Genomic DNA, 25,858 nt, shown 5'->3' with positions numbered 1-25,858 from the left:
GTTCTCCGAAATCAGAAAGGCGCGTCGCCCTGGATGGTGGTGCGATACAACTTGCGGCGCAGATGGCTGGGGCATCCGGCGGCGAGGTGAATCAGCGAGCGGTTGTCCCAGAACACCAGGTCGTGGGCCTGCCATTGATGGCGGTAAATGTTTTGCGGCAACACGCTGTGGGCGTAGAGCTCGTCGAGCAATTGTTTGCTCTCGTCTTCCGGCAAACCGACGATGCGGGTGGTGAAGCCCTCGCTGACGAACAACGCCTTGCGACCGTTTTCCGGGTGGGTGCGGACGATCGGATGAACGACTTCGGCGACCTGAGCCAGTTGCTCTGGCGTCAGGGTCGGACGCCAGTTGCCCTCGAATTTGCTCTCGCTGTAACGCGCCGTGTAGGAGTGCGCGGCCGAACGACCTTCGACGGCTTTACGCAGCGCCTCGGGCAGGCTGTCCCAGGCTTTGTGCATGTCGGCAAACAGCGTGTCGCCGCCTTCGGAGGGCAGCTCCTGGGCATGCAGCATCGAGCCCAGGCTCGGCAGTTCTTTATAAGAGAGATCGGAGTGCCAGAACTTGCCGGCATCACCGAGGCCGATGGATTGGCCATTTTCGATGATGTTGGAAACGATGAGGATTTCCGGATGCCCGGCCAGCAGGAATTGCTTGAGTACATGGATCTGCAACACGCCGAAACGGCGGCTGAAGGCGATCTGCTGTTCGGGGGTTATGCTCTGGTCGCGGAACACCACCACGTGATGATCCAGGTGCGCACGATGGACGCGGGCGAAGTCCTGGTCATTGATTGGGCGGGACAAGTCCAGACCGATGATTTCGGCACCGACGGCGCCACTGAACGGGCGGACTTCGAAGGTTTGCGACGCGAGGGTGGCGGCGCTTGTTGGCTCAGGCTTTGGGGAAAAAGAGACAGCTGACATAAAAATCACTCCCACGCACGGCGCGCTCAAGGGCGCGCGTCGATCAGAAACTCACGGAGGTCCCGTGTTGGTTCGTGTCGTGCGGCGCGCCGATTGGTCGGCAGGTACGCAGGGAAGTGACTTTATAGGTATAAGAATTTAAATTTAAATACCGTTAGCGAATAACGATATGGCTTTATCTACCACCGATTGCTCCCACGCTCCTGCGTGGGAATACATCCCGTGACGCTCTGCGTCACAGTGGACGCGGAGCGTCCATGGCGGCATTCCCACGCAGAGCGTGGGAATGATCAATCAGCCTCACCCGAAAACTACCGCTCGTGCAACGCCTCGGCGCGAGCCCGGATAATCGGCTTGAGCAAATAACTGAGTATGGTCTTCTTGCCAGTAATGATATCCACCGACGCCACCATCCCAGGAATGATCAGCAACGGCTTCTCATCCGTCCCGAGGTGGCTGCGCTCGGTGCGCAGTTTGATGATGTAGTACGTGGTCTTCTTGTCTTCGTCGGTGATGGTGTCGGCACCGATCTGCTCCAGTTTGGCTTTCAGCCCGCCATAAATGGTGTAGTCGTAAGCCGTGAACTTCACGGTGGCGTCTTGCCCCGGATGCAGGAAGGCGATGTCTTGCGGGCGAATCTTGGCTTCCACCAGCAAGGTGTCGTCCAGCGGCACGATTTCCACCAGGTCGCTGCCCGGCTGGATCACGCCACCGATGGTGTTCACCAGCAACTTGTTGACGATACCGCGCACCGGCGATGTCACCAGCGTCCGGCTGACCCGGTCTTCCAGCGCCTTGCCGGTCGCCTGGGCCTTGTTCAGATCAGTGCGCGCTTCGTTGAGTTGAGTGAGGGCTTCGCTGCGGAATTTGCCGCGAGTCTCGTCGATCTTGCGCTGAACTTCCTTGATTGCCGATTCGGCGCGAGGGATCGCCAGGGTGGTGGCGTCCAGTTGACCGCGGGTTTCGACCTCGGCACGCTTGAGTCGCAATACCTCAACCGGGGATACCGCGCCCTGAGCCACCAACGGCTCGGACATGGCGATTTCCTGACGCTGCAAGGACAGACCGCTACGGTACTGGGCCTGTTTGGAGGTGAACTCGCGCAGCTCCTGCTGCTTCTGGATCAACTGCTCCTGCAAGCCACCGATCTCATCGTGCAGTTGCTGACGACGGCTGACGTATAACGATTCTTCGCTGGCAGCTTGGCCGGGCACGGCTTTGAGCACATCCGCGGGGAAATTCAACGGGCGGTCATCGACCTCGGCGCTCAAGCGCTCCACGCGCAACAGCATCGACAGCCGATCGGCCTCGGTTTCGCCAACGTTGGAGGCGAACCGTGTGTCGTCCAGACGTATCAGCGGCGCACCAGCCTCGACGATTTGCCCTTCCTTGACGAACAGTTCGGAAACGATGCCGCCCTCAAGGTTCTGGATTTTCTGGATCTTCGACGACGGAATCGCCTTGCCGTCGCCCTTGGTGACTTCATCGATCACCGCAAAATTGGCCCACAGCATCAGGAACACGAAGAAGCCGATGATCGCCCAGATCGTCAACCGCACCACGCGCGGGGCGTCCTCGATCAGCGCTTTGTTGACCTCGGGAAGGGGCTGGCCTTGCAGCGACGCAGAGCCTTTGAAGTAGCGGCGGATGGATTCTTTGACCCCGGACTTAAGCAACACTGATCTGCCCCTTTTTCAACGCTTCCATCACGGCGGCTTTCGGGCCATCGGCGAGAATCTGCCCGCGGTCGATCACCAGCAGGCGATCCACCAGCGACAACAGCGAAGCCCGGTGTGTCACTAGCACCACGGTCTTGTTTTCCACCACGGCAGCGAGGCGTTGTTTCAGGCGCTCTTCGCCAGTGTTGTCCATGGCGCTGGTGGGTTCGTCCAGCAACAGGATTGGCGGGTTGAGCAGCAGCGCTCGGGCCAGGGCGACGTTCTGGCGCTGACCGCCGGACAGGTTCTGCCCACGCTCACCGACTTGCAGCTCATAACCTTGCGGATGCAGGCGGGCGAACTCGTGGACGCCGGCCAGTTCCGCGGCTTGCAGCACCAGTTCGTCTTCGACATAGCGCGCGCCCGACACCAGGTTGTCGCGCAACGTACCGGCGAGCAACTGGATGTCCTGGGGCACGTAGCCAATGTTGTGGCGCAGCTCGCTGACGTCGATCTGGCGGATATCCACACCATCCACCAGCAGCGCGCCGTCGTCCGGCTGATAAAGGCCCACCAGCAGTTTGGCCAGGGAGCTTTTGCCCGAGCCACTGCGGCCGATGATGCCGATCTTCTCGCCCGGCTTGATGATCAGGTTGATGCCCTTCAGCGCGGGGTTCTGTTGATTCGGATAGGTGAAGGTCAGCTGACGGCATTCAATGGCGCCTTGCAGGACCTTGCGGCTCAGCGGGCGCTCGTCGAAATTGCGCTCCTGGGGCAGCTCCATCATCTGATCGACCGAGGTCATGGTCACCCGCGCCTGCTGGTAACGGGTCAACAGCCCCGACAGCGAAGCCAACGGGCTTAGGGCACGACCGCTGAGCATGTAGCACGCGATCAAACCGCCCATGCTCAAGTTACCGGCGATGATCTGGTACACACCGAAGACGATCATGATCACCCCGGCCAATTGCTGAATCAGCAAGGTGATGTTCATCGCCAGACCGGACAGCATTTTCACCCGCAGCTCAAGACGGCTGAGAGTGCCGATAGTCTGTTCCCACTGATACTGGCGTTCGCTTTCAGCGTTGTTGACCTTGACCGCATCAAGACCGGCGAGGGTTTCGATCAGGCTCGACTGGCGTTCGGCGCCCAGGGCCATGGTACGCTCCATGGTCGCCACCAGCGGCTTCTGCAAGGCATAACCGATCAGTAGCGCAATCGGGAACGCCAGCACCGGAATCCACACCAGATGCCCACCGAGGATCGCGATGACCAGGAAGATCAACAGCGTAAACGGCAGGTCGATCAGGCTGGTGAGGGTCAGCGACGCAAGGAAGTCGCGCAGGCTCTGAAATTCATGGATGTTCTGGGCGAAGCTGCCGACTCGCGCCGGACGGTACTTCATGGCCATGCCGACGATGCGCTCGAACAGCGTGGCCGAGATGATCAGGTCGGTTTTCTTGCCGGCCAGGTCCAGGCACAGACTGCGCAGGCTCTTGAGAATCAGGTCGAACACATAAGCGCCGGTGATGCCGATGGCCAGCACCCAAAGGGTCGATTCGGCCTGGTTCGGCACCACGCGGTCGTAGACATTCATCACGAACAGCGGCGCGGCCATGGCGATGATGTTGATCAGCAAACTGGCAGCGATGGCGTCGACGTACAGCCAGCGCGAACGCTTGAGGGTGTCGCGAAACCACGAACGCGCGCGCGGGATCAGCGTGCCGTGGTTAACGTCGAATTTGTGCTGGGGTTGGGCGAAGAACACTTTGCCGATGTAGTCGTCGGCGAGCAGTTCACGACTGACGCAGACTTCGCCACCATCGCTTTCACTGAGCAGCAAGCGGGCCTGGTCTTCACCGTGCCAGCCGAGCAGCACCGCACTGCGTCCGTCCTTGAGCAGCAACAGCGCCGGCATGGCGATTGCCGGAATCTGCTCCAGTTTGCGTTGCAGCACCCGCCCTTGCAGCCCGGCGCGAGCGGCCGCACGAGGCAGCAGTTCGACGCTCAGGCGCTGTTTGGGCAACGGCAGGCCGGTGGTCAGCATCGCCGCGCTGGCCGGCTTCTGGTGCAAAGAGCAGAGGGCTAGCAGGCCGTCCAGTAACGGATCGTCATGCAGCGCGCGTGGATCATGAATGAGTTGAACTCGACTGACTTCTGATTCCACGCTCGACACTCTTGGCTAACAGTTGAAATGGGGCAGGACTCAATTCATCCCAGGCAGCTGGACCTTGGGCTTCACGTCATTTTGCACAACGGATGCCAACGGTGCGACTACGCCCTGACTTTTGAGCAATTCGCCCATGGTCGCCTTGATTCGGTACTGAGTAAATAACTGAATGTTTTTGATCTCGACCAGCCGACGGGAAGCGGTGAACAGCTCGTTTTCACTGTCGAGCAGGTCAAGCAGTGTCCGCTCGCCGAGGCTGAATTGCTTCTGATACGCGCCGCGCACGCTGGCGCTGCGATCGACATATTGCTGGGCGATCGGCACCTGGGCGTTGGCGTTGTTCAGGGCATTCCAGGCCAGGCCCAGTTCTTCATTCAACACGCGCAGGGCGTTGTTGCGAATATCCAGCGCCTGGTTCGACAGGTAGGACTTGGATTCCAGATCGGCCTTGTTGCTGCCACCGGCGAACAAATTGAAGCGCATGCGCAGCATGGCCTGCCATTCGTTGTTGTGCCCGTTCTGCCCATCAAGGTCGTTGTCGGCGGTGCGGCCCAGCTCGGCATCGAAGCGCGGATAGAAGCTCGACTTGGCGGCTTCGTACTGTTTCTCGGCAGCAGCGATATCCGATTCGGCGGAACGCAGGATCGGGCTGTTTTCCAGCATCTGCGCCCGGGCTTCATTCAAGTTGGCCGGCAACAGCGCCATAAAATCGGCAGGCCGCTCCAGTTGATCGGGCATCTGGCCGACGGCGCTAAGGAAGTTGGTTTCGGCGTCAGCCAGGTTGGTCTGCTCGGTAATCAGGTTGTTGCGGGCCTGGGCCATACGCGCTTCGGCCTGATCGAGGTCGGCGCCGCTGCCCACGCCGCGCTGGGTGCGCAACTTGATCTGATCAAAAATCCGTTCGTGGTTTTTCAGGTTGTCTTCGGCCAGGCGCACGAATTCGCGGCGGGTCAGCACATCGAGATAAACCTGAGCGACGGTCAACGCGGTGCGTTCCGAGGTGCCCAGCAAGGAATAAGCACGGGAATTAACGGTGGCTTGTTGACGCCCTACTTCGCTGGACGTCGCAAAACCGTCAAAAACCATCTGCGACAGACGTAAACTTGACTCGCTACGGTTCAGCGTTTCCCAGTGATTGCTGTTGCCAGCGGCACGGGTGGTAACGCTGTCGGTGCCTTCACGGCCATAACCGCCCAGCAGGTCGACCTTTGGCAGGTATCCACCTTTTGCAGCCTTTAATTGATAATCCGCGGCCAGCCGACTGTTGACCGCTGCCTGAATTTCCGGGTGGACATCCAGTGCCTGTTGCATGGCCTGCGGAAGGGTTTGCGCCTGAACAACGCTGGCGGCAAAGGCGAAGGGTAGAACCTTGAACAGGTGCAAACGCATAGATGGAATTCCCGGGACTTCTTGTCTTGAATCACTGCAGAACATGGCGCTGCATCGCATGATGGCAACCGGAATGACCGTATGTCGGAAAGTTCAAAATCGGAACTGGATCACACGCTGTAGGACAGGTCGCCGCTTAAATATCAATGTGACATTACTTGGACGATTGTTTAGGATGACTCCCATAAGGTCAATAGTTTGGCATAAAGTTAATTTCGAAAGAATATAGCCAAATTATTGACGATTCGAGCGTCAAAGTTATGTATCGAATTTTGTAAGAACGTCCAGCCCCGATCGGCGAACGCGCCCGAGCGGTTCATGGAAGTCAACTGAACGTGACACCCGGAGAGTCTTCAATGAGCAGTGTTGTTGCCATCGTCAAAAGCATTGTTGGTCAGGTTTTCGCGGTGTCCCCAGAGGGCATCCGCCGCGTACTCGTTGAAGGCGACCGGTTGTTTGTGGGCGACCAGGTGGACACGGGTGCCGCCGGCGCCATCACCCTTGAACTGGCTGACGGCCGGACCCTGGACCTGGGCCGCGACACTCAGTGGAGTGGCAGCAATCCGGACTCCAGCACCGACCTTGCACAAGCCACTGCACAAGCGGCGCCATCAGTTGACGAACTGCAGCAAGCCATCGCCGCCGGCGCCGACCCGACCACCGCGCTTGAAGCCACCGCGGCCGGCCCTACTGCCGCGAGCGCGGGCGGCTCTGCCGGTGGCGGCCACAGCTTCGTGGCCCTGGAGGCAACCGCTGCCCGGGTCGACCCGACCATCGGCTTCCCGACCGCAGGCCTCGCCACTGCGGCGTCGGCAACACAAAACACTACCGGCGGCCAGACGGCCGATACCAGCACCAATGCCCTGCGCGAATCAACGCTGAGTCTGAGCGCCACGCCAACTATCACCGAGGCCGGTGGCGTGCTGGTTTACACCGCGACCCTGACCCAGGCGCCGCTGACCGACCTGACCATCACCCTGTCCAACGGCGCGGTGATCGTGATCACAGCCGGCCAGACCACCGGCACCGTCAACGTTCCGCTGGCGCCGAACGACACTGTTTATAACGATCCGACCCAAATCGATGTGACCGTCACTGGCACCACGGGCGGCAGCGGTATCGTGGTCACCCCGCCGACTGCTCCGGCCGTGACCCAGGTCACCGACACCGTCGACACCACTACCGTCACACTGACAGCGGGCGCGAGCGTCACTGAAGGTGGCCAGATCACCTACACCGCCACCCTGACCAACCCGGCGCAAACGCCGGTTACCGTCACCTTGTCCAACGGCTCGACCATCACCATCGCCGCTGGTAACACCACCGGCAGCGTGAACGTTCCGACGCAGGCCAATGACGTCTACAACAACGGCAGCACCGTCAGCACCACGATCACTGGCGCTACCGGCGGTAACTTCGAAAACCTGGTGCCGAACCCGACGCCGGCGGTCACCACCATTACCGACTCGATCGACAGTACCAGCCTGACCCTGACCGCCACCGGCAGCGTCACGGAAGGCGGCCAGATCACCTACACCGCGACATTGACCAACCCGGCGCAGACGCCGGTCACCGTTACCCTGTCCAACGGTTCGACCATCACCATCGAAGCCGGAAAAACCACCGGTTCCGTGAACGTCGAAACCCCGGCCAATGATGTCTACAACAACGGCAGCACCGTCAGCACCACGATCACCGGCGCTACCGGCGGCAACTTCGAGAACCTCGTACCGAGCACCACGCCGGCCGTCACCACCATTACCGACTCGATCGACAACACCGGCCTGAGCCTCAGCGCCACCGGCACCGTCACTGAAGGTGGCCAGATCACCTACACCGCCACATTGACCAACCCGGCGCAGACGCCGGTCACCGTCACCCTGTCCAACGGTTCGATCATCACCATCGAAGCCGGAAAAACCACCGGTTCCGTGAACGTCGAAACCCCGGTCAATGACGTCTACAACAACGGCAGCACCGTCAGCACCACGATCACCGGTGCCACCGGTGGCAACTTCGAGAACCTCGTACCGAGCACCACGCCGGCCGTCACCACCATCACCGACTCGATCGACAACACCGGCCTGAGCCTCAGCGCCACCGGCACCGTCACTGAAGGTGGCCAGATCACCTACACCGCCACCCTGACCAACCCGGCTGGCACGCCGATGACCGTGACCTTGAGCAATGGCTCGGTCATTACCATCGAAGCGGGCAAGACCACCGGCAGCGTGACCGTCGATACCCCGGCCAACGACGTCTATAACAACGGCAGCACCGTCAGCACCACGATCACCGGCACCACCGGCGGTAATTTCGAACAACTGACCCCGAGCACCGAGCCGGCACTCACCACCATCACCGATTCGAAAGACGACACCGGCCTGAGCCTGTCGGCGTCCACCGAAGTGGCCGAAGGTGGTCAGATTCTGTACACCGCGACCCTGACCAATCCGGCGGGCACGCCAGTTACCGTGACCTTGAGCAACGGGGCCGTGATCACCATCGCTGCAGGCGCGACCACTGGCAGCGTGAGCGTCGCCGCCCCTGCCGATGACGTTTATAAAGATGCCGGCCAGGTTGAAGTAACGATCAAGGATGCGACGGGCGGAAATTTCGAGAATCTGGTGCCTAGCACTGCCCCGGCAGTCACCACCGTCACCGATACCATCGATACCAGCACCGTTTCGCTGACTGCGACCGCGAACGTGGCTGAAGGCGGCACCGTGGTGTACACCGCGTCCGTCACTGCTCCGGTGACTGGCTCGCCAGTGGTTGTGACCCTGTCCAACGGCCAGACCATTACCATTCCGGTCGGCGCCAGCAGCGGCTCTGTCAATTTTGTTGCACCCAACGATGCGTTGGCGGGTGGCGGCTCCTTGAGCGTCAAGATCGACGACGCCAAGGGCGGCAACTACGAGAAGCTGGAAGTCGACGGCAAGTCGGCGGATACCTCGGTGACCGACACACCGGACACCACCAACCTCAGCCTGAGCGCGACCGACTCGGTGGCTGAAGGTGGTTCCATCGTTTATACCGCAACCTTGACCAACGCCGCCGGCACACCCGTGACCGTGACGCTGAGCAACGGCGCCGTGATCACCATCGACGCCGGCAAAACCACCGGCACCGTGACCGTCCCGGCTCCATCCGATGACGTTTACAAAGATGCCGGTACGGTCCAGGCCACCATCTCTACCGCCATCGGTGGCAATTTCGAGAACCTGGTGCCGAGCACTGCCCCGGCAGTCACTACCGTCAACGACACCATCGATACCAGCACCGTTTCACTGAGTGCGACCGCGAACGTGGCCGAAGGCGGCACCGTGGTGTACACCGCGTCCGTGTCGGCACCGGTGACTGGTTCGCCAGTGGTTGTGACCCTGTCCAACGGCCAGACCATCACCATCCCGGTTGGGTCGAGCAGCGCCAGCGTCAACTTCACCGCGCCCAACGACGCGTTGGCCGGCGGCAACTCCCTGAGCGTCAAGATCGACGATGCCAAGGGCGGCAACTACGAGAAACTGGAAGTCGACGGCAAGTCGGCGGATACCTCGGTGACCGACACACCGGATACCACCAACCTGTCGCTCACTGCGACCGGCGCTGTAGATGAAGGCGGTCAGATCACCTATACGGCGACCCTGACCAATGCCGCCGGCACGCCAGTGACCGTGACCCTGAGCAACGGTGCGGTGATCACCATTGAAGCAGGCAAAACCACTGGCTCCGTAACCGTCGATGCGCCGAAGGACGACGTCTATAAAGACGCCGGAACCATTGAAACGACCATCAAAGACGCAACCGGCGGCAACTTCGAGAACCTGGTAACCAGCGATACGCCTGCGGTCACTACCGTCAACGATACTATCGACACCAGCACCGTTTCGCTGACTGCGACCGCGAACGTGGCCGAAGGCGGCACCGTGGTGTACACCGCGTCCGTGTCCGCACCAGTCACCGGTTCGCCAGTGGTTGTGACCCTGTCGAATGGCCAGACCATTACCATTCCGGTCGGCGCGAGCAGCGGCTCTGTCAATTTCGTTGCACCCAACGATCCGTTGGCCGGTGGCGGTTCCTTGAGCGTCAAGATCGACGATGCCAAGGGCGGCAACTACGAGAAGCTGGAAGTCGACGGCAAGTCGGCGGATACCTCGGTGACCGACACCCCGGACACCACCACTCTCAGCCTGAGCGCGACCGACTCGGTGGCCGAAGGCGGTTCCATCGTTTACACCGCGACCCTGACCAATGCCGCCGGCACACCGGTCACCGTGACCTTGAGCAACGGCGCCGTGATCACCATCGATGCCGGTAAAACCACCGGCACGGTGACCGTCCCGGCTCCATCTGATGACGTTTACAAAGATGCGGGCACGGTCCAGGCCACCATCTCTACCGCCACCGGTGGCAATTTCGAGAACCTGGTGCCGAGCATTGCCCCGGCAGTCACCACTGTCACCGATACCATCGACACCAGCACCGTTTCGCTGACTGCGACCGCGAACGTGGCCGAAGGCGGCACCGTGGTGTACACCGCGTCCGTGTCCGCACCAGTCACCGGTTCGCCAGTGGTTGTGACCCTGTCGAATGGCCAGACCATTACCATTCCGGTCGGCGCGAGCAGCGGTTCTGTCAATTTCGTTGCACCCAACGATCCGTTGGCCGGTGGGGGTTCCTTGAGCGTCAAGATCGACGATGCCAAGGGCGGCAACTACGAGAAGCTGGAAGTCGACGGCAAGTCGGCGGATACCTCGGTGACCGACACCCCGGACACCACCACCCTCAGCCTGTCGGCAACCGACTCGGTCGCCGAAGGCGGCTCCATCGTTTACACCGCGACCCTGACCAACGCCGCCGGCACACCGGTCACCGTCACCTTGAGCAACGGCGCGGTGATCACCATCGCCGCCGGTGCCACTAGCGGCAGCGTGACTGTCGATGCACCAAAGGACGACGTCTACAAGGACGCTGGCCAAGTCGAAGTCACGATCAAGGATGCCGCAGGCGGCAACTTTGAAAACCTGGTTCCGAGCACTGCCCCGGCAGTCACCACCGTCACCGACACCATCGATACCAGCACCGTTTCACTGACTGCGACCGCGAACGTAGCCGAAGGCGGCACCGTGGTGTACACCGCATCCGTGTCGGCACCGGTCACCGGTTCGCCAGTCGTCGTAACCCTGTCCAACGGCCAGACCATCACCATCCCGGTTGGGTCGAGCAGCGCCAGCGTCAACTTCACCGCACCCAACGACGCGTTGGCCGGCGGCAACTCCCTGAGCGTCAAGATCGACGATGCCAAGGGCGGCAACTACGAGAAGCTGGAAGTCGACGGCAAGTCGGCAGATACCTCGGTGACCGACACACCGGACACCACCAACCTGTCGCTCACTGCGACCGGCGCTGTAGATGAAGGCGGTCAGATCACCTATACGGCGACCCTGACCAATGCCGCCGGCACACCGGTCACCGTCACGCTGAGCAACGGTGCCGTCATTACCATCGAAGCGGGTAAAACCACCGGCTCCGTAACCGTCGATGCACCGAAGGACGACGTCTATAAAGACGCCGGAACCGTTGAAGCGACCATCAAAGACGCCACCGGTGGCAACTTCGAGAACCTGGTAACCAGCAATACGCCTGCGGTCACTACCGTCAACGACACCATCGACACCAGCACCGTTTCGCTGACTGCGACCGCGAACGTGGCCGAAGGCGGCACCGTGGTGTACACGGCTTCCGTGTCGGCGCCGGTCACCGGCTCGCCAGTGGTTGTGACCCTGTCCAATGGCCAGACCATCACCATCCCAGTCGGTGCCAGCAGCGGTTCTGTCAACTTCGTTGCGCCAAACGATGCCTTGGCTGGCGGCGGTTCTTTGAGCGTGAAGATCGACGACGCCAAGGGCGGCAACTACGAGAAACTGGAAGTCGACGGCAAGTCGGCGGATACCTCGGTGACCGACACACCGGACACCACCAACCTCAGCCTGTCGGCAACCGACTCGGTGGCTGAAGGCGGTTCCATCGTCTATACCGCGACCCTGACCAATGCCGCCGGCACGCCAGTGACCGTGACCCTGTCGAACGGCGCAGTGATCACCATCGCCGCTGGTGCCACTAGCGGCAGCGTGACCGTCGATGCGCCGAAGGACGACGTCTACAAGGACGCCGGTCAGGTCGAAGTAACCATCAAAGACGCGGCGGGCGGCAACTTCGAGAACCTGGCCACCAATCCGGCAGCGGCGGTTACAGACGTCACCGATACCATCGACACTACGACGGTCAATCTGACTGCGACCAGCACTGTGGCCGAAGGCGGTACCGTGGTGTACACCGCGTCCGTGTCGGCGCCAGTCACCGGCTCGCCAGTTGTTGTGACCCTGTCCAACGGCCAGACCATCACCATCCCGGTTGGCTCGAGCAGCGCCAGCGTCAACTTCACCGCGCCCAACGATGCCTTGGCCGGTGGCGGTTCCTTGAGCGTCAAGATTGACGATGCCAAGGGCGGTAACTACGAGAAGCTGGAAGTTGACGGCAAGTCGGCCGACACCTCAGTGACTGATACCCCGGACACCACCACACTCAGCCTGTCGGCGACCGATTCGGTCACCGAAGGCGGCTCCATCGTTTACACCGCGACCCTGACCAACGCCGCCGGCACACCCGTCACCGTGACGCTGAGCAATGGCGCCGTGATCACCATCGCGGCGGGTGCCACCTCTGGTTCCGTGACAGTCGATGCGCCGAAGGACGACGTCTACAAGGATGCCGGTCAAGTCGAAGTCACCATCAAGGATGCTGCGGGCGGTAACTTTGAAAATCTGGTGCCTAGCACTGCCCCGGCAGTCACCACCGTCACCGATACCATCGACACCTCGACGGTCAATTTGACCGCGACTTCGACTGTGGCCGAAGGCGGCACTGTGGTGTACACCGCGTCCGTATCGGCACCGGTCACCGGTTCGCCGGTGGTCGTGACCCTGTCCAACGGCCAGACCATCACCATTCCGGTCGGTGCGAGCAGCGGTTCTGTCAATTTCGTTGCACCCAACGATGCCTTGGCCGGTGGCGGTTCCTTGAGCGTCAAGATCGACGATGCCAAGGGCGGTAACTACGAGAAGCTGGAAGTTGACGGCAAGTCGGCCGACACCTCAGTGGCTGATACCCCGGACACCACCACCCTCAGCCTGTCGGCGACCGATTCGGTCGCTGAAGGCGGCTCCATCGTTTACACCGCGACCCTGACCAATGCCGCCGGCACACCGGTCACCGTGACCTTGAGCAACGGCGCCGTGATCACCATCGATGCCGGTAAAACCACCGGCACGGTGACCGTCCCGGCTCCATCTGATGACGTTTACAAAGATGCGGGCACGGTCCAGGCCACCATCTCTACCGCCACCGGTGGCAATTTCGAGAACCTGGTGCCGAGCATTGCCCCGGCAGTCACCACTGTCACCGATACCATCGACACCAGCACCGTTTCGCTGAGTGCCACGGCGAACGTCGCCGAAGGCGGCACCGTGGTGTACACCGCTTCGGTCACTGCTCCGGTGACTGGCTCGCCAGTGGTTGTGACCCTGTCCAATGGCCAGACTATTACCATTCCGGTCGGCGCGAGCAGCGGCTCTGTCAACTTTGTTGCACCCAACGATGCCCTTGCCGGCGGCAACTCCCTGAGCGTCAAGATCGACGACGCCAAGGGCGGCAACTACGAGAAGTTGGAAGTCGACGGCAAGTCGGCGGACACCTCGGTGACCGACACTGCTGACACCACCAACCTCAGCCTGAGCGCCACCAACTCGGTAGCCGAAGGTGGCCAGATCACTTACACCGCGACACTGACCAATGCCGCCGGTACGCCAGTGACCGTCACGCTGAGCAATGGCGCCGTGATCACCATCGACGCCGGTAAAACCACCGGCACCGTCACCGTCCCGGCTCCGTCCGATGACGTTTACAAAGATGCGGGCACGGTCCAGGCGACCATCTCCACCGCCACCGGTGGCAATTTCGAAAACCTGGTGCCGAGCACTGCCCCGGCGGTCACCACCGTTACCGATACCATCGACACCAGCACCGTTTCGCTGACTGCCACGGCGAACGTCGCTGAAGGCGGCACCGTGGTGTACACCGCGTCCGTATCAGCACCGGTCACCGGTTCGCCGGTGGTCGTGACCCTGTCCAACGGCCAGACCATCACCATTCCGGTCGGCGCGAGCAGCGGTTCTGTCAATTTCGTTGCACCCAACGATGCGTTGGCCGGTGGCGGTTCCTTGAGCGTCAAGATCGACGACGCCAAGGGCGGTAACTACGAGAAACTGGAAGTCGACGGCAAGTCGGCGGATACCTCGGTGACCGACACACCGGACACCACCAACCTCAGCCTGAGCGCGACCGACTCGGTGGCTGAAGGTGGTTCCATCGTTTATACCGCAACCTTGACCAACGCCGCCGGCACACCCGTGACCGTGACGCTGAGCAACGGCGCCGTGATCACCATCGACGCCGGTAAAACCACCGGCACCGTGACCGTCCCAGCTCCATCCGATGACGTTTACAAAGATGCCGGTACGGTCCAGGCCACCATCTCCACCGCCACCGGTGGCAATTTCGAAAACCTGGTGCCGAGCACTGCCCCGGCAGTGACCACCGTTACTGACACGATCGACACCACGACCGTGACCCTGAATGCCACCGCTTCGGCAGCCGAAGGCGGCACCGTCACTTACACCGCGACCGTCGGTGCGCCAGTGACCGGCAGCCCGGTCACCGTGTCCCTGGCCAACGGCCAGACGATCACTATCGATATCGGCAAAACCACCGGTACCGTGACCACCGCCGCGCCGAACGACGCGTTGACCGGCCACGCTCCGCTGACCAACTCGATCACCAACGTCAGCGGCGGCAACTACGAGAACCTGGTGGCGGACAAAATGCCGGTCAGCACCACCGTGACCGACACCGTCGACACCACCAACCTCAGCCTGAGTGCCACCAACTCGGTCGCCGAAGGCGGTCAGATCACTTACACCGCGACCCTGACCAACGCCGCCGGCACACCCGTGACCGTGACGCTGAGCAACGGCGCCGTGATCACCATCGACGCCGGCAAAACCACTGGCACGGTGACCGTTCCGGCTCCATCCGATGACGTTTACAACGACGCGGGCACTGTCCAGGCGACCATCTCCACCGCCACCGGTGGCAATTTCGAAAACCTGGTACCGAGCACTGCCCCGGCAGTCACCACCGTCACCGATACCATCGACAAAACCGAAGTCAGCATCAGCGGCAGTACCTCGGTGACCGAAGGCCAGACCGCCAGTTACACCGTCAGCCTGACCCACCCGGCGCAGACCGAAGTGACCCTGAAAATCGTCTACAGTGGCACCGCCGCCGACGGTTCGGACTTCACCGGCGTGTACACCGTGAAAATCCCGGCTGGCGCCAGCAGTGCGAGCTTCAACGTCGCGACGGTGGACGACAAGCTCACCGAGGGCACCGAGAACTTTGTGGTCAAGATCGACTCGGCCACCGGCGGCAACTTCGAAAACCTCGCGGTCAGCTCCACCAACGGCAGCGTCAGCACCTCGATCATCGACAACGATGCCGCGCCGGTTCTCGACCTGGACGCCAACAACTCCAGCGGCGCCACCGGGGCCAACTACAACGTGACCTTCACCGAAGGCACCACCGGCCAGGGCGTCTCGATCGGCGACACCGACCTGAGCATCACCGACCCGGACAGCACGATGCTGACCGGCGCCACCATCGTGCTGACCAACCGTCAGCCGGGCGACGCGCTGAACCTGGGCAACAGTGTCAATGGCATCAGCATCAACGCCAACAGCCAGGACGGTACGGTCACCCTGACCCTGTCGGGCAACGCGACGCTGGCCGACTACATGCAGCAGATCAAAAACATCAGCTTCACCAACAGCAGTGAGGATCCGAGCACCGTGCCGCGGATCATCACCGTGACGGTGACCGATGGCAGCAATTACTCCAACACCGCGACCACCACGGTCAACGTGGTGGCCGTGAATGACGCACCGACCGCCGCGCCGGTTAACGTCACCGGCACCGAAGACACACCGTTGATCCTCGGCTGGTCGACCTTCGGCGTCAGCGATGTCGACAGCCCGACCGCCAACCTGGGGGTGAAAATCACTCAGCTGCCGGGCGACGGCAAATTGCAGTACCTGGACGGTGCGACCTGGAAAGACGTAACGACCAACCAGACCATCAGCAAGGCCGACATCGACGCCGGCAAGTTGCGCTTCACTCCGGATGCCAACGAATCGGGGGTTGATGGCTACAACGGCAGCGGCGTGGGCAATAATCAGGCGGACTACGCGCAGATCAAGTTCCAGCCCACCGACGGTCAACTGTTGGGCAACACCGGCACGGTAAAAATCGACATCACACCGGTTGCCGACGCGCCATCCCTGAGCGTCGCGGACAACAGCGTCAAGTCCACCGGCCTGATCAAGGAAGTCTGGACCGGCCTGTCGGGCCTGGGCACCGATGGTAGTGGCGCGCCGTCCGGCACGCTGAAATCGGTCATCGACGCCGCAGGCACCCCGAACTCCACCGGCACCGTGACCAACGTACAGTCCGACGGCGGCGTCACCGCCGGCACGGCCTCGAAAACATCCGGCCTGATCTACCTGGAAGCCGGCAAGACGTACACCTTCAGCGGTACCGGCGATGACAGCCTGTTGGTGACCATCGGTGGCCAGAACGTGGCCGCGACGACTTGGGGTGCAGGCGGCAAGCTGAATGGTTCGTTCACCCCGACCACCAGCGGTTACTACACCCTGGACATCTACCACCACAACCAGAGTGGCCCCGGCAGCTATGACGTCAACCTGTCGGTCAACGGCGGTACAGCGGTCGACCTGAGCAGCGCCGGCGTGCCGCTGTACACCGGCGTGGCGGATCTGGCCGCCTCTGGCGTGACGGTTTCCGACCTGCACGGCACCAATGGCGAAGGCTACTACAACGGCTACAAACTCAACGAAGGCGCCGAAGGCACCAGCGTTCACCTGTCCGCGATCAAGACCGCACTGACCGACACCGACGGCTCTGAAAGCCTGAGCGTGAAGATCAGCGGCATGCCGGCGGGCTCCGTGCTCAGCGATGGCGCGGGCCACACCTTCACCACCACCAACGGCGAAGCCAACGTTACCGGCTGGAACCTCGGCAGCCTGACCGTCACCCCGCCGCCGTACTACAACGGCCAGTTCACCCTGACCGTGACCTCGACATCCACCGAAGCACTCGGCGGTTCGGCATTGAGCACCGCGCAGATTCCGGTCACGGTATACCCGGCGGTCTACAACGCCGTGACCGCCACGGCGGCCGACGACACGGTCACCGGCACCGACGGCAACGACATCATGGTCGCCGATATCGGCGGGCTGACCGTGGTGCCGGGCACCAATTACAACATCGCGTTCATGGTCGACAGCTCGGGCAGCATGAGCAGCACGTCGATCAACGCCGCCAAGGATTCGCTGACGGCGGTGTTCAACACCCTCAAGCAAAGCCTGGGCGGCAACTCCGGGACCGTGAATATTTTCCTGGTGGACTTCGATACCCAGGTCAACAAATCGGTGTCGGTGAACCTGAACGACCCGAACGCGCTGACCTTGCTCAAATCCGTTCTGGATTCGATGTCGTCGGGCGGCGGCACCAACTACGAGGACGTGTTCAAAACCACGACCAATTGGTTCCAGAGTGCCGACGCCATTGCCAACACCGGTGCGAAGAACCTCACGTACTTCATCACCGATGGCAAGCCGACCTACTACCAGAGCGGCGAGCAGACCAACCCGACCTTGTACGGCAACGTGAAGCTCGATGACGTCATCACCACCTCCAACTACAAGTTGGGGCAGACCTATTCCAACTACTTGGACAGTACTCACTACCTGACCATCGACAGCGCCGGCAACGTCACGCTGCAGACGCTGAAAAATTCGGGGCGCTGGAGCAGTTCTGAACTGGGCACACTGCATGCCGAGGGTAACGGTACGTACGAATTGTCCTATCGCGATGGCACCGGCAGCAGCACCGATTCCACTACCATCGACAACTCCAGCAGCAGCTTCACGTTGCTGAGCAACGTGTCGACGGTGGAGGCCATCGGCCTGAACAAGGACGTCACCCTCACCGACCTCAAGCCGTACGATTCGGATCAAACGCCACAAACCAACATCGACCCCAAGGACCTGGCCAACTCGATCATCGGCCATACCGAAGCGACAATGCCGGGTGCCGACACGGTCAGCGGCGGTGACGGCAACGACCTCCTGTTCGGCGATCTGGTGAGCTTCAATGGCATTGCCGGCGAGGGTTATCAGGCGATGCAGGCGTTCGTCGCTCAGCAGACCGGTGTCGACGTCAGCAAAGTCACCACCAGCAACGTGCACCAGTACATCACCGAGCACTACACCGCGTTCGACGTGTCTGGCGCCCACGATGGGAACGACACGCTGCTGGGTGGCGCGGGCAACGACATTCTCTTCGGCCAGGGCGGCAACGACCTCCTCGACGGCGGCAAGGGCAATGACATCCTGCTCGGCGGCACCGGCAATGACTCGCTGATCGGCGGTCAAGGCAACGACATCCTGATTGGCGGCTCGGGTGCCGACACCTTCATCTGGAAGGCTGGCGACACCGGCAGCGACGTGATCAAGGACTTCAAGGCCAGCGAAGGCGACCGCATCGACCTGCGTGATTTGTTGCAGGGTGAAAGCGGAAGCACCATCGACCACTTTCTGAAGATCACCACTGTGGACGGCGTGTCGTCCCTGCAAGTCAGCTCCGCCGGCAAGTTCAACGGCGCCGATGCCGCAGCGACCACCCCGGACGTGACGATCAAACTGGAAGGTAACAATTGGTCCAGCGCCAGCATCAACTCGCTGATTGCCGGCAGTGACCCGACCATCAAGATCGATCACAACAACAGCTGATACGCAGGCTGACGGCCGCCCCAACCGGGCGGCCGTCATGTGTGCCCATACCTCACGGGTGACGATTTCGTCGTCGCACCGCATACTCGCCTGCGTTGGCCTATGCTGCTGACAGCACGACGCTGGTCCATTTCCGAGGGATGCTTAATGTTTTACGTGCAACGCGATGCGCAAGGTCAGTTAGTGCGCGTGGAAGCCACGGCCTACGCCGAGGCCACGGAAACGCTGCCGGCCGACCACCATGAAATCCAGGCCTGGTTTGCCCACGAAGTGGTGGAAACCAGCCTCAAGCAGCTCAAACAGAGCGACCTGGAGATGATTCGGGTACTCGACGACTTGATTCAGGTGCTGACCCAAAAAGGCGTGATCCGCGTCACCGACCTGCCGCCGGCTGCGCAAGCCAAGCTCATGGACCGGACCCAGGCCCGTGAGGCGTTGGGCGGGTTGAGCCAGTTGATCGATGATGATGAGACGGGGTTGATCTAAGCCTCCCCCACCGATCGTTCCCACGCTCTGCGTGGGAATGCCTCAAGGGACGCTCCGCGTTCCAGCCCCACCGCTAGCGTTGCGCCTGGCATCGTTGTGACGCGGAGCGTCACGGGCTGCATTCCCACGCAGAGCGTGGGAACGATCATGATGACGGTATCAGCCTCACTGCCAAGGCTTCGGCTCACCAAACAACTGCCCCTGAACCCCGTACAACCCCATCTCACGAATCACCGACAACTCCCCTTCGGTCTCGACCCGCTCGGCAATCAACGGCAAATCGATGCTGTGCGCCGCTCGCTGAATCGCCTCGATGAACAGGCGCTTGTCGCTCTCCTGATCAATCGCGCGGATGTAACTGCCGTCGATCTTCAGATACGCCAGCCCCAGCCGCGCCAGGTTGCCGATCATGCTGAAGCGCCCACCAAAACGCTGCAGACTCAGCGAGAACCCAAGCTCGCGCAAACGCCGCGTCAGCTGCTCCAGTACCGCCTGCTCGGGCAGTTGCTCTTCGCCGATTTCCAGGGTCAGTCGTTCGCCAAGATTCGAATGCTGACGCAGGATATCGAACACTGCGTTCAGCGCCTGCGGGTCCGCCAGTGTCGCCGAAGACAGGTTCAGCGCCAGCGACTCCTCATGGTCGACCATCTGCTCGAGCACCAACTCCAGCATCAAACGGTCCAGTCGCGCGGTCCAGCCGAAACGCTCAAGCCATGGCAAGAAACGCCCGGCGGGAATGGTCTGGCCCTGCTCGTCGAGCAGGCGCGACAGCACTTTGTAATGCAGCACCAACTCTGTGTCGTGGCTGGCCACCACCGGCTGGAAATACAGCTCGAAACGCTGCTGGTCCAGCGCCTGATCCAGCAGGGTGTGCCAGGCATGGTGATCGTCGCCAACCCGCGCCAGCGCACCCTGATCGAGGCATGCCCAGCTCGGTTCGCCCTGGCTTTCCGCCTGGGCCAGTGCCTGATCCGCCAACCCGATCACCGCTTGCGGCGAGTCGCCATGGGCAAACGGCGCCAACCCGATCGAAGCCACCGAAGCTACGTCCGTGGCGCCCGTCGCATGCAGGCTCCCCAAGGCGCTTTCGAGATTACTCGCCAGTTGCAGCGCTTCTTCACGCACCAGCCCCGGCGCCAGCACGGCGAATTCCCCGCCGCGAATGCGCGTAACGAGGTTCTGGGTTTCCGGGTATTTGGCGCACTCGCGGGACAACTGCTCGCCGACCGCTTTCAACAATTCATCGGTACGTTGACCGCCCAGTCGCTGGTTCAAACCGGCCAGATCCTTTACCCGCAACAGCAGCAAATAACCGGAGCTGGCCTGCTCCGAGTTGTTCAATCGCGCGTTTAATTGCATTTCGAAATAGCGCCGGTTGGCCAGGCCGGTCAGGTTGTCCTGATAGGACTCGGCGCGCAGCTTTTCACTGCGTTCGGCCTGCTCCTGGAACAGCGCCTTGAGCTTCTCGACCATCTGGTTCATGGCCTGCACCACCCGGCGCAATTCCGGGGTACGCGGCAGCTCCGGCAGGCTTAAGAATTCCCGGCGAGCAATGGCATGGGATTGCTTGACCATGTAGTCCAGCGGCTTCAGTTGCCGACGCAGCAACAACGCGCCCAGCACCGCACTCACCGCGCCACAGAGCAGCAACCAGCCGAGGCTGCCCAACGCGCTCTGCCACAGCTTGGCTAACGCGAACATCGGATGGCTGACCACCTCGACCCGCGCGGCCTGCTCCCAGCCACGGCTGACAATCGCATCGCCACCGGCCGGCTCCAGGCCGATCAGTTTGACGAACCAGTCGGGCACGTTGGTGACCGCCGGGATGCCGCTGCGTTCGACAATCGTCTTGTCGTTGGCCAGATCGACCACGCGGATGCTCGCGTAGTAACCGCTGTCGAAGATCGAGCTGACCAGCAACTCGACCATTGCCGGGTCGTCGATGTTCGGCGTCAGGGACAGCGCCAATGCCGTCGCGGCGTCCTGGGCGTGAGAACGCAACTGGTTGACGTACTGGGTGCGCGAGCTTTCCAGACTGACCATGAAGCTGCCGGTGAAGGCGACCACCAGGAACAGACAAATTGCGATCAACAGCTGTTTGAACAAAGACATCTGAGCGCGTGCTCCTAGTTAATCGTCTCGACCGGGAAACCTTCGGCCTGCATTTTCTTCAACACGTCCTGCCAGCGAGACAGGCGTTTGGTGTCTCCGACCTTCTTGTTGCCCTTGGCACCCGGCAGCCACAACCCTTCGGCATTGAAAGAGTAGACCGGCAGCAAATCGGTTCGCTGGTTGGCGGGCTTGATTGCATCGATCAGGCTGTCGAGCACCAAAGGCATGGCCTCGGGGCTCGCGTAGTAGGTCAGCACCATGTGCGCGCGGTTCAGGCGCAAAGCCTTGACGTAGGTAATGCGCAGCTTGTCACTGGAGACGCCAAGATGACGCAGACTGAAATACTTGGCGATAGCGTAGTCTTCGCAATCGCCGGCGCCCTTCCACAAGGCTTCGATGGGAGTTTCCCAATAATCGACCTCGTGCCACAGGTCGATGTCTTCTTCGTAGCGCATCTGCCTGTTGAAGAACTGGTTGACCACGTTGAGCTGCTCCAGCTCACCGACCTGTTTTTGCGTGGCCAGCAATTGCTGCCAGGCATCAATGCGCTGCCGCCCTTCACCCAAAGGCCCGTACAATGCCTGCGCGCGACGGCTGATCAGCGAAAAATCCCAGTCGGCATGCAGCCCGCCCAGCATGACGCCGGCCAGCAGCAGTGCGCAGCCTAGCCAGCGCAAAGTCCGAGGGATCGCGAAACGTACCGCCAATGCGAGGCATCCAGATCAGGCAGATGGAAATCTGGCTTGATGGTGAAGGTTAGTCTGCTAAAAGACAATGGCACGGTGAGATCACTGCCAACACGCTAAACTTTGCATTACGGGTGCAATAAAAAGATCGCAGCCTTCGGCAACTCCTGTGCCGAAGTCTGCAGGAGCTGCCGAAGACTGCGCCTTTTGACCGTTTGACAACCCGTCAGGCAGTCACTAGTGTCCATTTGGATCCAAATACTTCAGCCAATCAGGGTGCGTTTGTCGTGACACAGAAGCCCAACCCTCTCAGCAGCATCAAGGTCAACGGGCCGATTCCCGCTCATCTGGCACGCTCGGTGATCGAAGAAACCCTGCGCGCGGCCATTCTCGACGGTCGCATTCCTTGCGGCACCGCCCTGCGTCAGCAAGACCTCGCTGACCTGTTCGGCGTTAGCCGCATGCCGGTGCGCGAAGCCTTGCGCCAGCTTGAAGCGCAAGCGCTGCTCAACGTGATCGCCCATAAAGGCGCGGTGGTCGCACCGTTGGTTCAGGGCGATGCGGCAGAGACGTATGAGTTGCGGATCCTGCTGGAGTCCGAAGCCTTGCGTCGGTCAATCCCCCTGCTTGAAGACGCCGATTTCAAACAGGCTGCACACTACATCGACGAGCTGGAAACGGAACACGACTACACCGAGATCGGCCGGCTCAATCGCCTGTTCCACATGGCGCTTTACAACAAAGCCCCCAACCAGCGGCTGCTGAAGCTGGTCGAAGACGGGTTGAACGAAGAGGAACGCTTCCTGCGATTCAACCTGGAAGCCATGGGCCTGGGCAAACTGTCCCAGGAAGATCACCGAGCGCTGTTGCGGGCCGCCGAGGACCGGGATATCGAGCACTCGGTGATGTTGCTCGAAAACCACCTCAACCGGGGTGTCGAAGTCATTACGCACTACCTCGCAAGCCCTGAGGCGCAGCGCAAGAAAACCTCGAAGTAAACCGCGGTGACAACCCCGAGCGAGCCATTGAACGGCTCGCCGCGATTTCTGGCTGATCCGCCCCTGGACTGCTCGACGAACAAATCTGCTTACAAATCCCCCTTTCGCCCACACCGCGCCGGTGTGCAGCGACTTCATGCCCACTCCCAAAGCCCTGTCACCCCCGAGCCCGATAATTGCACCTATCAGATCATGCAGGGGTGATAGCGAGCGCCGTGAATTACGCTCACTCTTGAGCTGCCAACGAATAATGACGGGCGACGCACCGCACCCCGGAGCAGTCACCCGCACCACAAGAACCAACGGAAGGAGTCTTGTCACGGGAAAGGAAGAACCGGCGTCGCTCCCAGCCAACTTCCACCCCCTCAGATCACATCAATGACCCAAGTAGAAAGTTGCTTCGAGTGAGGCATTCACTCTTTATTTGAATTTTGGCTTATATACGCCGAAAGGAGCAACTACGCCCAAATAAAACTTTATATAAAAGTCTTATTGGAACTTGTCGCACTCGAAAAAGTTAAACTTTTAATTAATTAAAAAAACACTTGCCCGACACTTTATTCATGCATTAGTTTTTCTCCGCCGCCCACAAACACCGGGGCCAAGCACTACTCAGCGATTGCACAACCCTAACAAGCATCAATTCAATTGAGGCACCCGCTCGCCAATAGAAAACTTCAAGCAACCGTTACTTATTGATCAACACCCCCTCAACGGTATTCCAGATCACTTATAGGCTCGCTCATGAAACCGACTAAAGATCGTCTTAATCAGAAGAAAGCAGAACTTAGTGCGCACCCGATCTTTTCTGAAATACATTCGTTATCGGTGCTTCAACGCTTCATGGAAACCCATGTGTTCGCAGTGTGGGATTTCATGTCGCTGACCAAACGCCTGCAACAGGAACTGACCTGCGTTCAGCTGCCCTGGCTGCCGCCACGAGATCCGCAGGCCGCGCGTCTGATCAACGAGATCGTGCTCGGTGAAGAGTCCGATGATCGTCCCGCCCAAGGTCACTACAGCCATTTCGAGTTGTACCTGGATGCGATGCGCGAAGTCGGTGCAAGCACGTTCGCCGTCGAGCGCTTCGTGGCGTTGCAAAAAGAAGGCGTGAGCTACGACGTGGCCTTGCAAAGCGTGGACGTCGACCCGGCGGCCGCACAATTCGTACGTCACACCTTGCACACCGCGTTGCATGCGCCGGGGCACAGTGTGGCGGCGGCGTTTCTGCACGGCCGCGAGAGTGTCATCCCGCAGATGTTCCAGCGGATTCTCGACGACTGGGGCATTGGCATCGAACAGGCGCCGACCTTCCGTTACTACCTGGAGCGACACATCGAAGTCGACTCCGAAGACCACGGCCCGGCGGCAGAAAAACTCCTCGCCCGCCTGGTCGATGGCGATCCGCAGCGTGAAGAAGACGTTTATGCCAGCGCCATCGCCGCCGTGGAAAGTCGCATCGCCCTGTGGGACGGCTTGCGCCTGAGCATGAGCGAACCGGTTGCCGAGGTGAACGCATGAACGCCGCCGACTACCAATCCTTCGCCGACGCCTGGGAAAGCCGCGCAACCATTCGCACCCGCCCCCGGCGTGTGCTGGAGAACGACGACAAGCTGATCTATCCACTGAGTCGCCAACCGCTGGTGCTGAGCGAAACCTTCCTGCGCGAATGCCCGGAACAACGGGACTTCGCCCTGGTACAGACGCTCTACAAGTTCATCAATGACGTGGTGATTTTCGAAACCGAGATCGTCGACAAGACCGCCCGCAGCATCGCTAAAAACCGCTTCAGCGTGGCGTTCCCGTTCGCCTGTCGCTACGACGCCATGACCGTGGTGGTGGACGAGGATTACCACGCCCTGGTGGCCATGGACTTCATGCAGCAGACCGTCGCCATGACCGGCATCACCCCCATCGAACTGCCGGATGAAATCGAACTGAGCCGTGCCATCCCGGCGGCCGTGGCCCTCGCACCGGAGCACCTGCGCAGCGCCGTGGAACTGATCTGCGTGGCCATCGCCGAGAACACCGTGACCGGCGATGTAGCGGCGTTCGCCAAGGACGATACGGTCAAGCAATCGATCAAAGGCCTGATGGCAGACCACTTGCTGGACGAGGGCCGTCATTCCGGGTTCTGGTCGCGGTTGGTGCGCATCTACTGGCACACCGCAAGCGAAGACGATCGCCAGTGCATCGCGCACATCCTGCCGGTGTTCATCAGCCATTACCTGACCAACGACATCCAGAAGTCCTTCGACTTCCGCCTGATCGACGCCTTGCAGATCAGCGACGTGGCGCGTCAGGCCCTCAAGAGCGAAGTGTCGGGGCTGGCCTTCCCGATCAATCGCCATCACCCGCTGGTCGCCAACATCGTGCGGTTTTTCCGCAGCAGTTCGCTGCTCGATTCACCGTGCGTGCAAAGCGCCCTGAGCGACTACCTGGTTTAACGA

General features: G+C 61.0%; 11 protein-coding genes. 5 read left to right on the top strand and 6 right to left on the bottom strand.

Translation table 11 applies throughout. The features are described 5' to 3' along the window. Positions 1-11 precede the first annotated feature (11 nt). From PSH69_RS00665 to PSH69_RS00650, 4 genes are all read right to left on the bottom strand, one after another. Positions 12-923 carry a TauD/TfdA family dioxygenase gene (locus tag PSH69_RS00665; protein WP_305410722.1) on the bottom strand — a complete coding sequence of 304 codons (912 nt, stop codon included), beginning with the start codon at positions 921-923 and terminating at the stop codon, positions 12-14. Positions 924-1,234: 311 nt separating this feature from the next. After that, positions 1,235-2,602: an HlyD family type I secretion periplasmic adaptor subunit gene (locus PSH69_RS00660; protein WP_019651587.1), complete on the bottom strand. Its 1,368-nt coding sequence runs from the start codon at positions 2,600-2,602 to the stop codon at positions 1,235-1,237. Then, positions 2,592-4,748, bottom strand: coding sequence for a type I secretion system permease/ATPase (locus PSH69_RS00655; RefSeq protein ID WP_305410721.1), 2,157 nt, complete (start codon positions 4,746-4,748; stop codon positions 2,592-2,594). Before PSH69_RS00655 ends, PSH69_RS00660 begins: the two co-directional genes overlap by 11 nt. Before the next feature lie 39 nt (positions 4,749-4,787). Beyond that, positions 4,788-6,140 (bottom strand): TolC family outer membrane protein, encoded by a 1,353-nt coding sequence (locus tag PSH69_RS00650; RefSeq protein ID WP_105347515.1) that lies wholly within the window; start codon positions 6,138-6,140, stop codon positions 4,788-4,790. Between the two features lie 356 nt (positions 6,141-6,496). Between PSH69_RS00650 and PSH69_RS00645 the strand changes: the two genes are divergently transcribed. Beyond that, the gene (locus PSH69_RS00645; protein WP_305410720.1) at positions 6,497-19,126 is read left to right on the top strand and encodes a retention module-containing protein; all 12,630 of its coding nucleotides are present in this window, start codon (positions 6,497-6,499) and stop codon (positions 19,124-19,126) included. A 147-nt stretch (positions 19,127-19,273) separates the two neighbouring features. After that, complete coding sequence (locus PSH69_RS00640) at positions 19,274-19,612, top strand: hypothetical protein (protein WP_018930300.1); 339 nt, start codon at positions 19,274-19,276, stop codon at positions 19,610-19,612. Positions 19,613-19,777: 165 nt separating this feature from the next. Here PSH69_RS00640 and lapD read toward each other — a convergent pair whose 3' ends face one another. Together lapD and lapG are read right to left on the bottom strand one after the other, a co-directional pair. Further along, positions 19,778-21,724 (bottom strand): cyclic di-GMP receptor LapD, encoded by a 1,947-nt coding sequence (gene lapD / locus PSH69_RS00635; protein WP_305410719.1) that lies wholly within the window; start codon positions 21,722-21,724, stop codon positions 19,778-19,780. Between the two features lie 14 nt (positions 21,725-21,738). Further along, a complete protein-coding gene (gene lapG / locus PSH69_RS00630; RefSeq protein ID WP_018930302.1) occupies positions 21,739-22,431 on the bottom strand; it encodes a cysteine protease LapG in 693 nt (230 codons plus the stop codon). A 266-nt stretch (positions 22,432-22,697) separates the two neighbouring features. Between lapG and PSH69_RS00625 the strand changes: the two genes are divergently transcribed. The 3 genes from PSH69_RS00625 (at position 22,698) to PSH69_RS00615 (ending at position 25,855) form a co-directional block, all read left to right on the top strand. Beyond that, positions 22,698-23,408 carry a GntR family transcriptional regulator gene (locus PSH69_RS00625; protein ID WP_305410718.1) on the top strand — a complete coding sequence of 237 codons (711 nt, stop codon included), beginning with the start codon at positions 22,698-22,700 and terminating at the stop codon, positions 23,406-23,408. 744 nt (positions 23,409-24,152) lie between these two features. Further along, positions 24,153-24,929 carry a DUF3050 domain-containing protein gene (locus tag PSH69_RS00620; RefSeq protein WP_305410717.1) on the top strand — a complete coding sequence of 259 codons (777 nt, stop codon included), beginning with the start codon at positions 24,153-24,155 and terminating at the stop codon, positions 24,927-24,929. Further along, entirely contained in the window at positions 24,926-25,855 is a 930-nt protein-coding gene (locus PSH69_RS00615) for a diiron oxygenase (protein WP_305410716.1), read from the top strand. Before PSH69_RS00620 ends, PSH69_RS00615 begins: the two co-directional genes overlap by 4 nt. Positions 25,856-25,858 lie beyond the last annotated feature (3 nt).

Source organism: Pseudomonas sp. FP1740 (assembly GCF_030687165.1).
In the GTDB taxonomy this organism is placed as follows: Bacteria; Pseudomonadota; Gammaproteobacteria; order Pseudomonadales; family Pseudomonadaceae; genus Aquipseudomonas.
Note: the sequence above shows the minus strand (reverse complement) of the source record. Positions and strands in the feature narration are given on the sequence as shown.

Coding starts and splice junctions, on each gene's coding strand:
- PSH69_RS00620 (WP_305410717.1), top strand. CDS start 24,153: ATGAAACCGACTAAAGATCGTCTTAATCAGAAGAAAGCAGAACTTAGT.
- PSH69_RS00640 (WP_018930300.1), top strand. CDS start 19,274: ATGTTTTACGTGCAACGCGATGCGCAAGGTCAGTTAGTGCGCGTGGAA.
- lapD (WP_305410719.1), bottom strand. CDS start 21,724: ATGTCTTTGTTCAAACAGCTGTTGATCGCAATTTGTCTGTTCCTGGTG.
- PSH69_RS00665 (WP_305410722.1), bottom strand. CDS start 923: ATGTCAGCTGTCTCTTTTTCCCCAAAGCCTGAGCCAACAAGCGCCGCC.
- PSH69_RS00645 (WP_305410720.1), top strand. CDS start 6,497: ATGAGCAGTGTTGTTGCCATCGTCAAAAGCATTGTTGGTCAGGTTTTC.
- PSH69_RS00650 (WP_105347515.1), bottom strand. CDS start 6,140: ATGCGTTTGCACCTGTTCAAGGTTCTACCCTTCGCCTTTGCCGCCAGC.
- PSH69_RS00615 (WP_305410716.1), top strand. CDS start 24,926: ATGAACGCCGCCGACTACCAATCCTTCGCCGACGCCTGGGAAAGCCGC.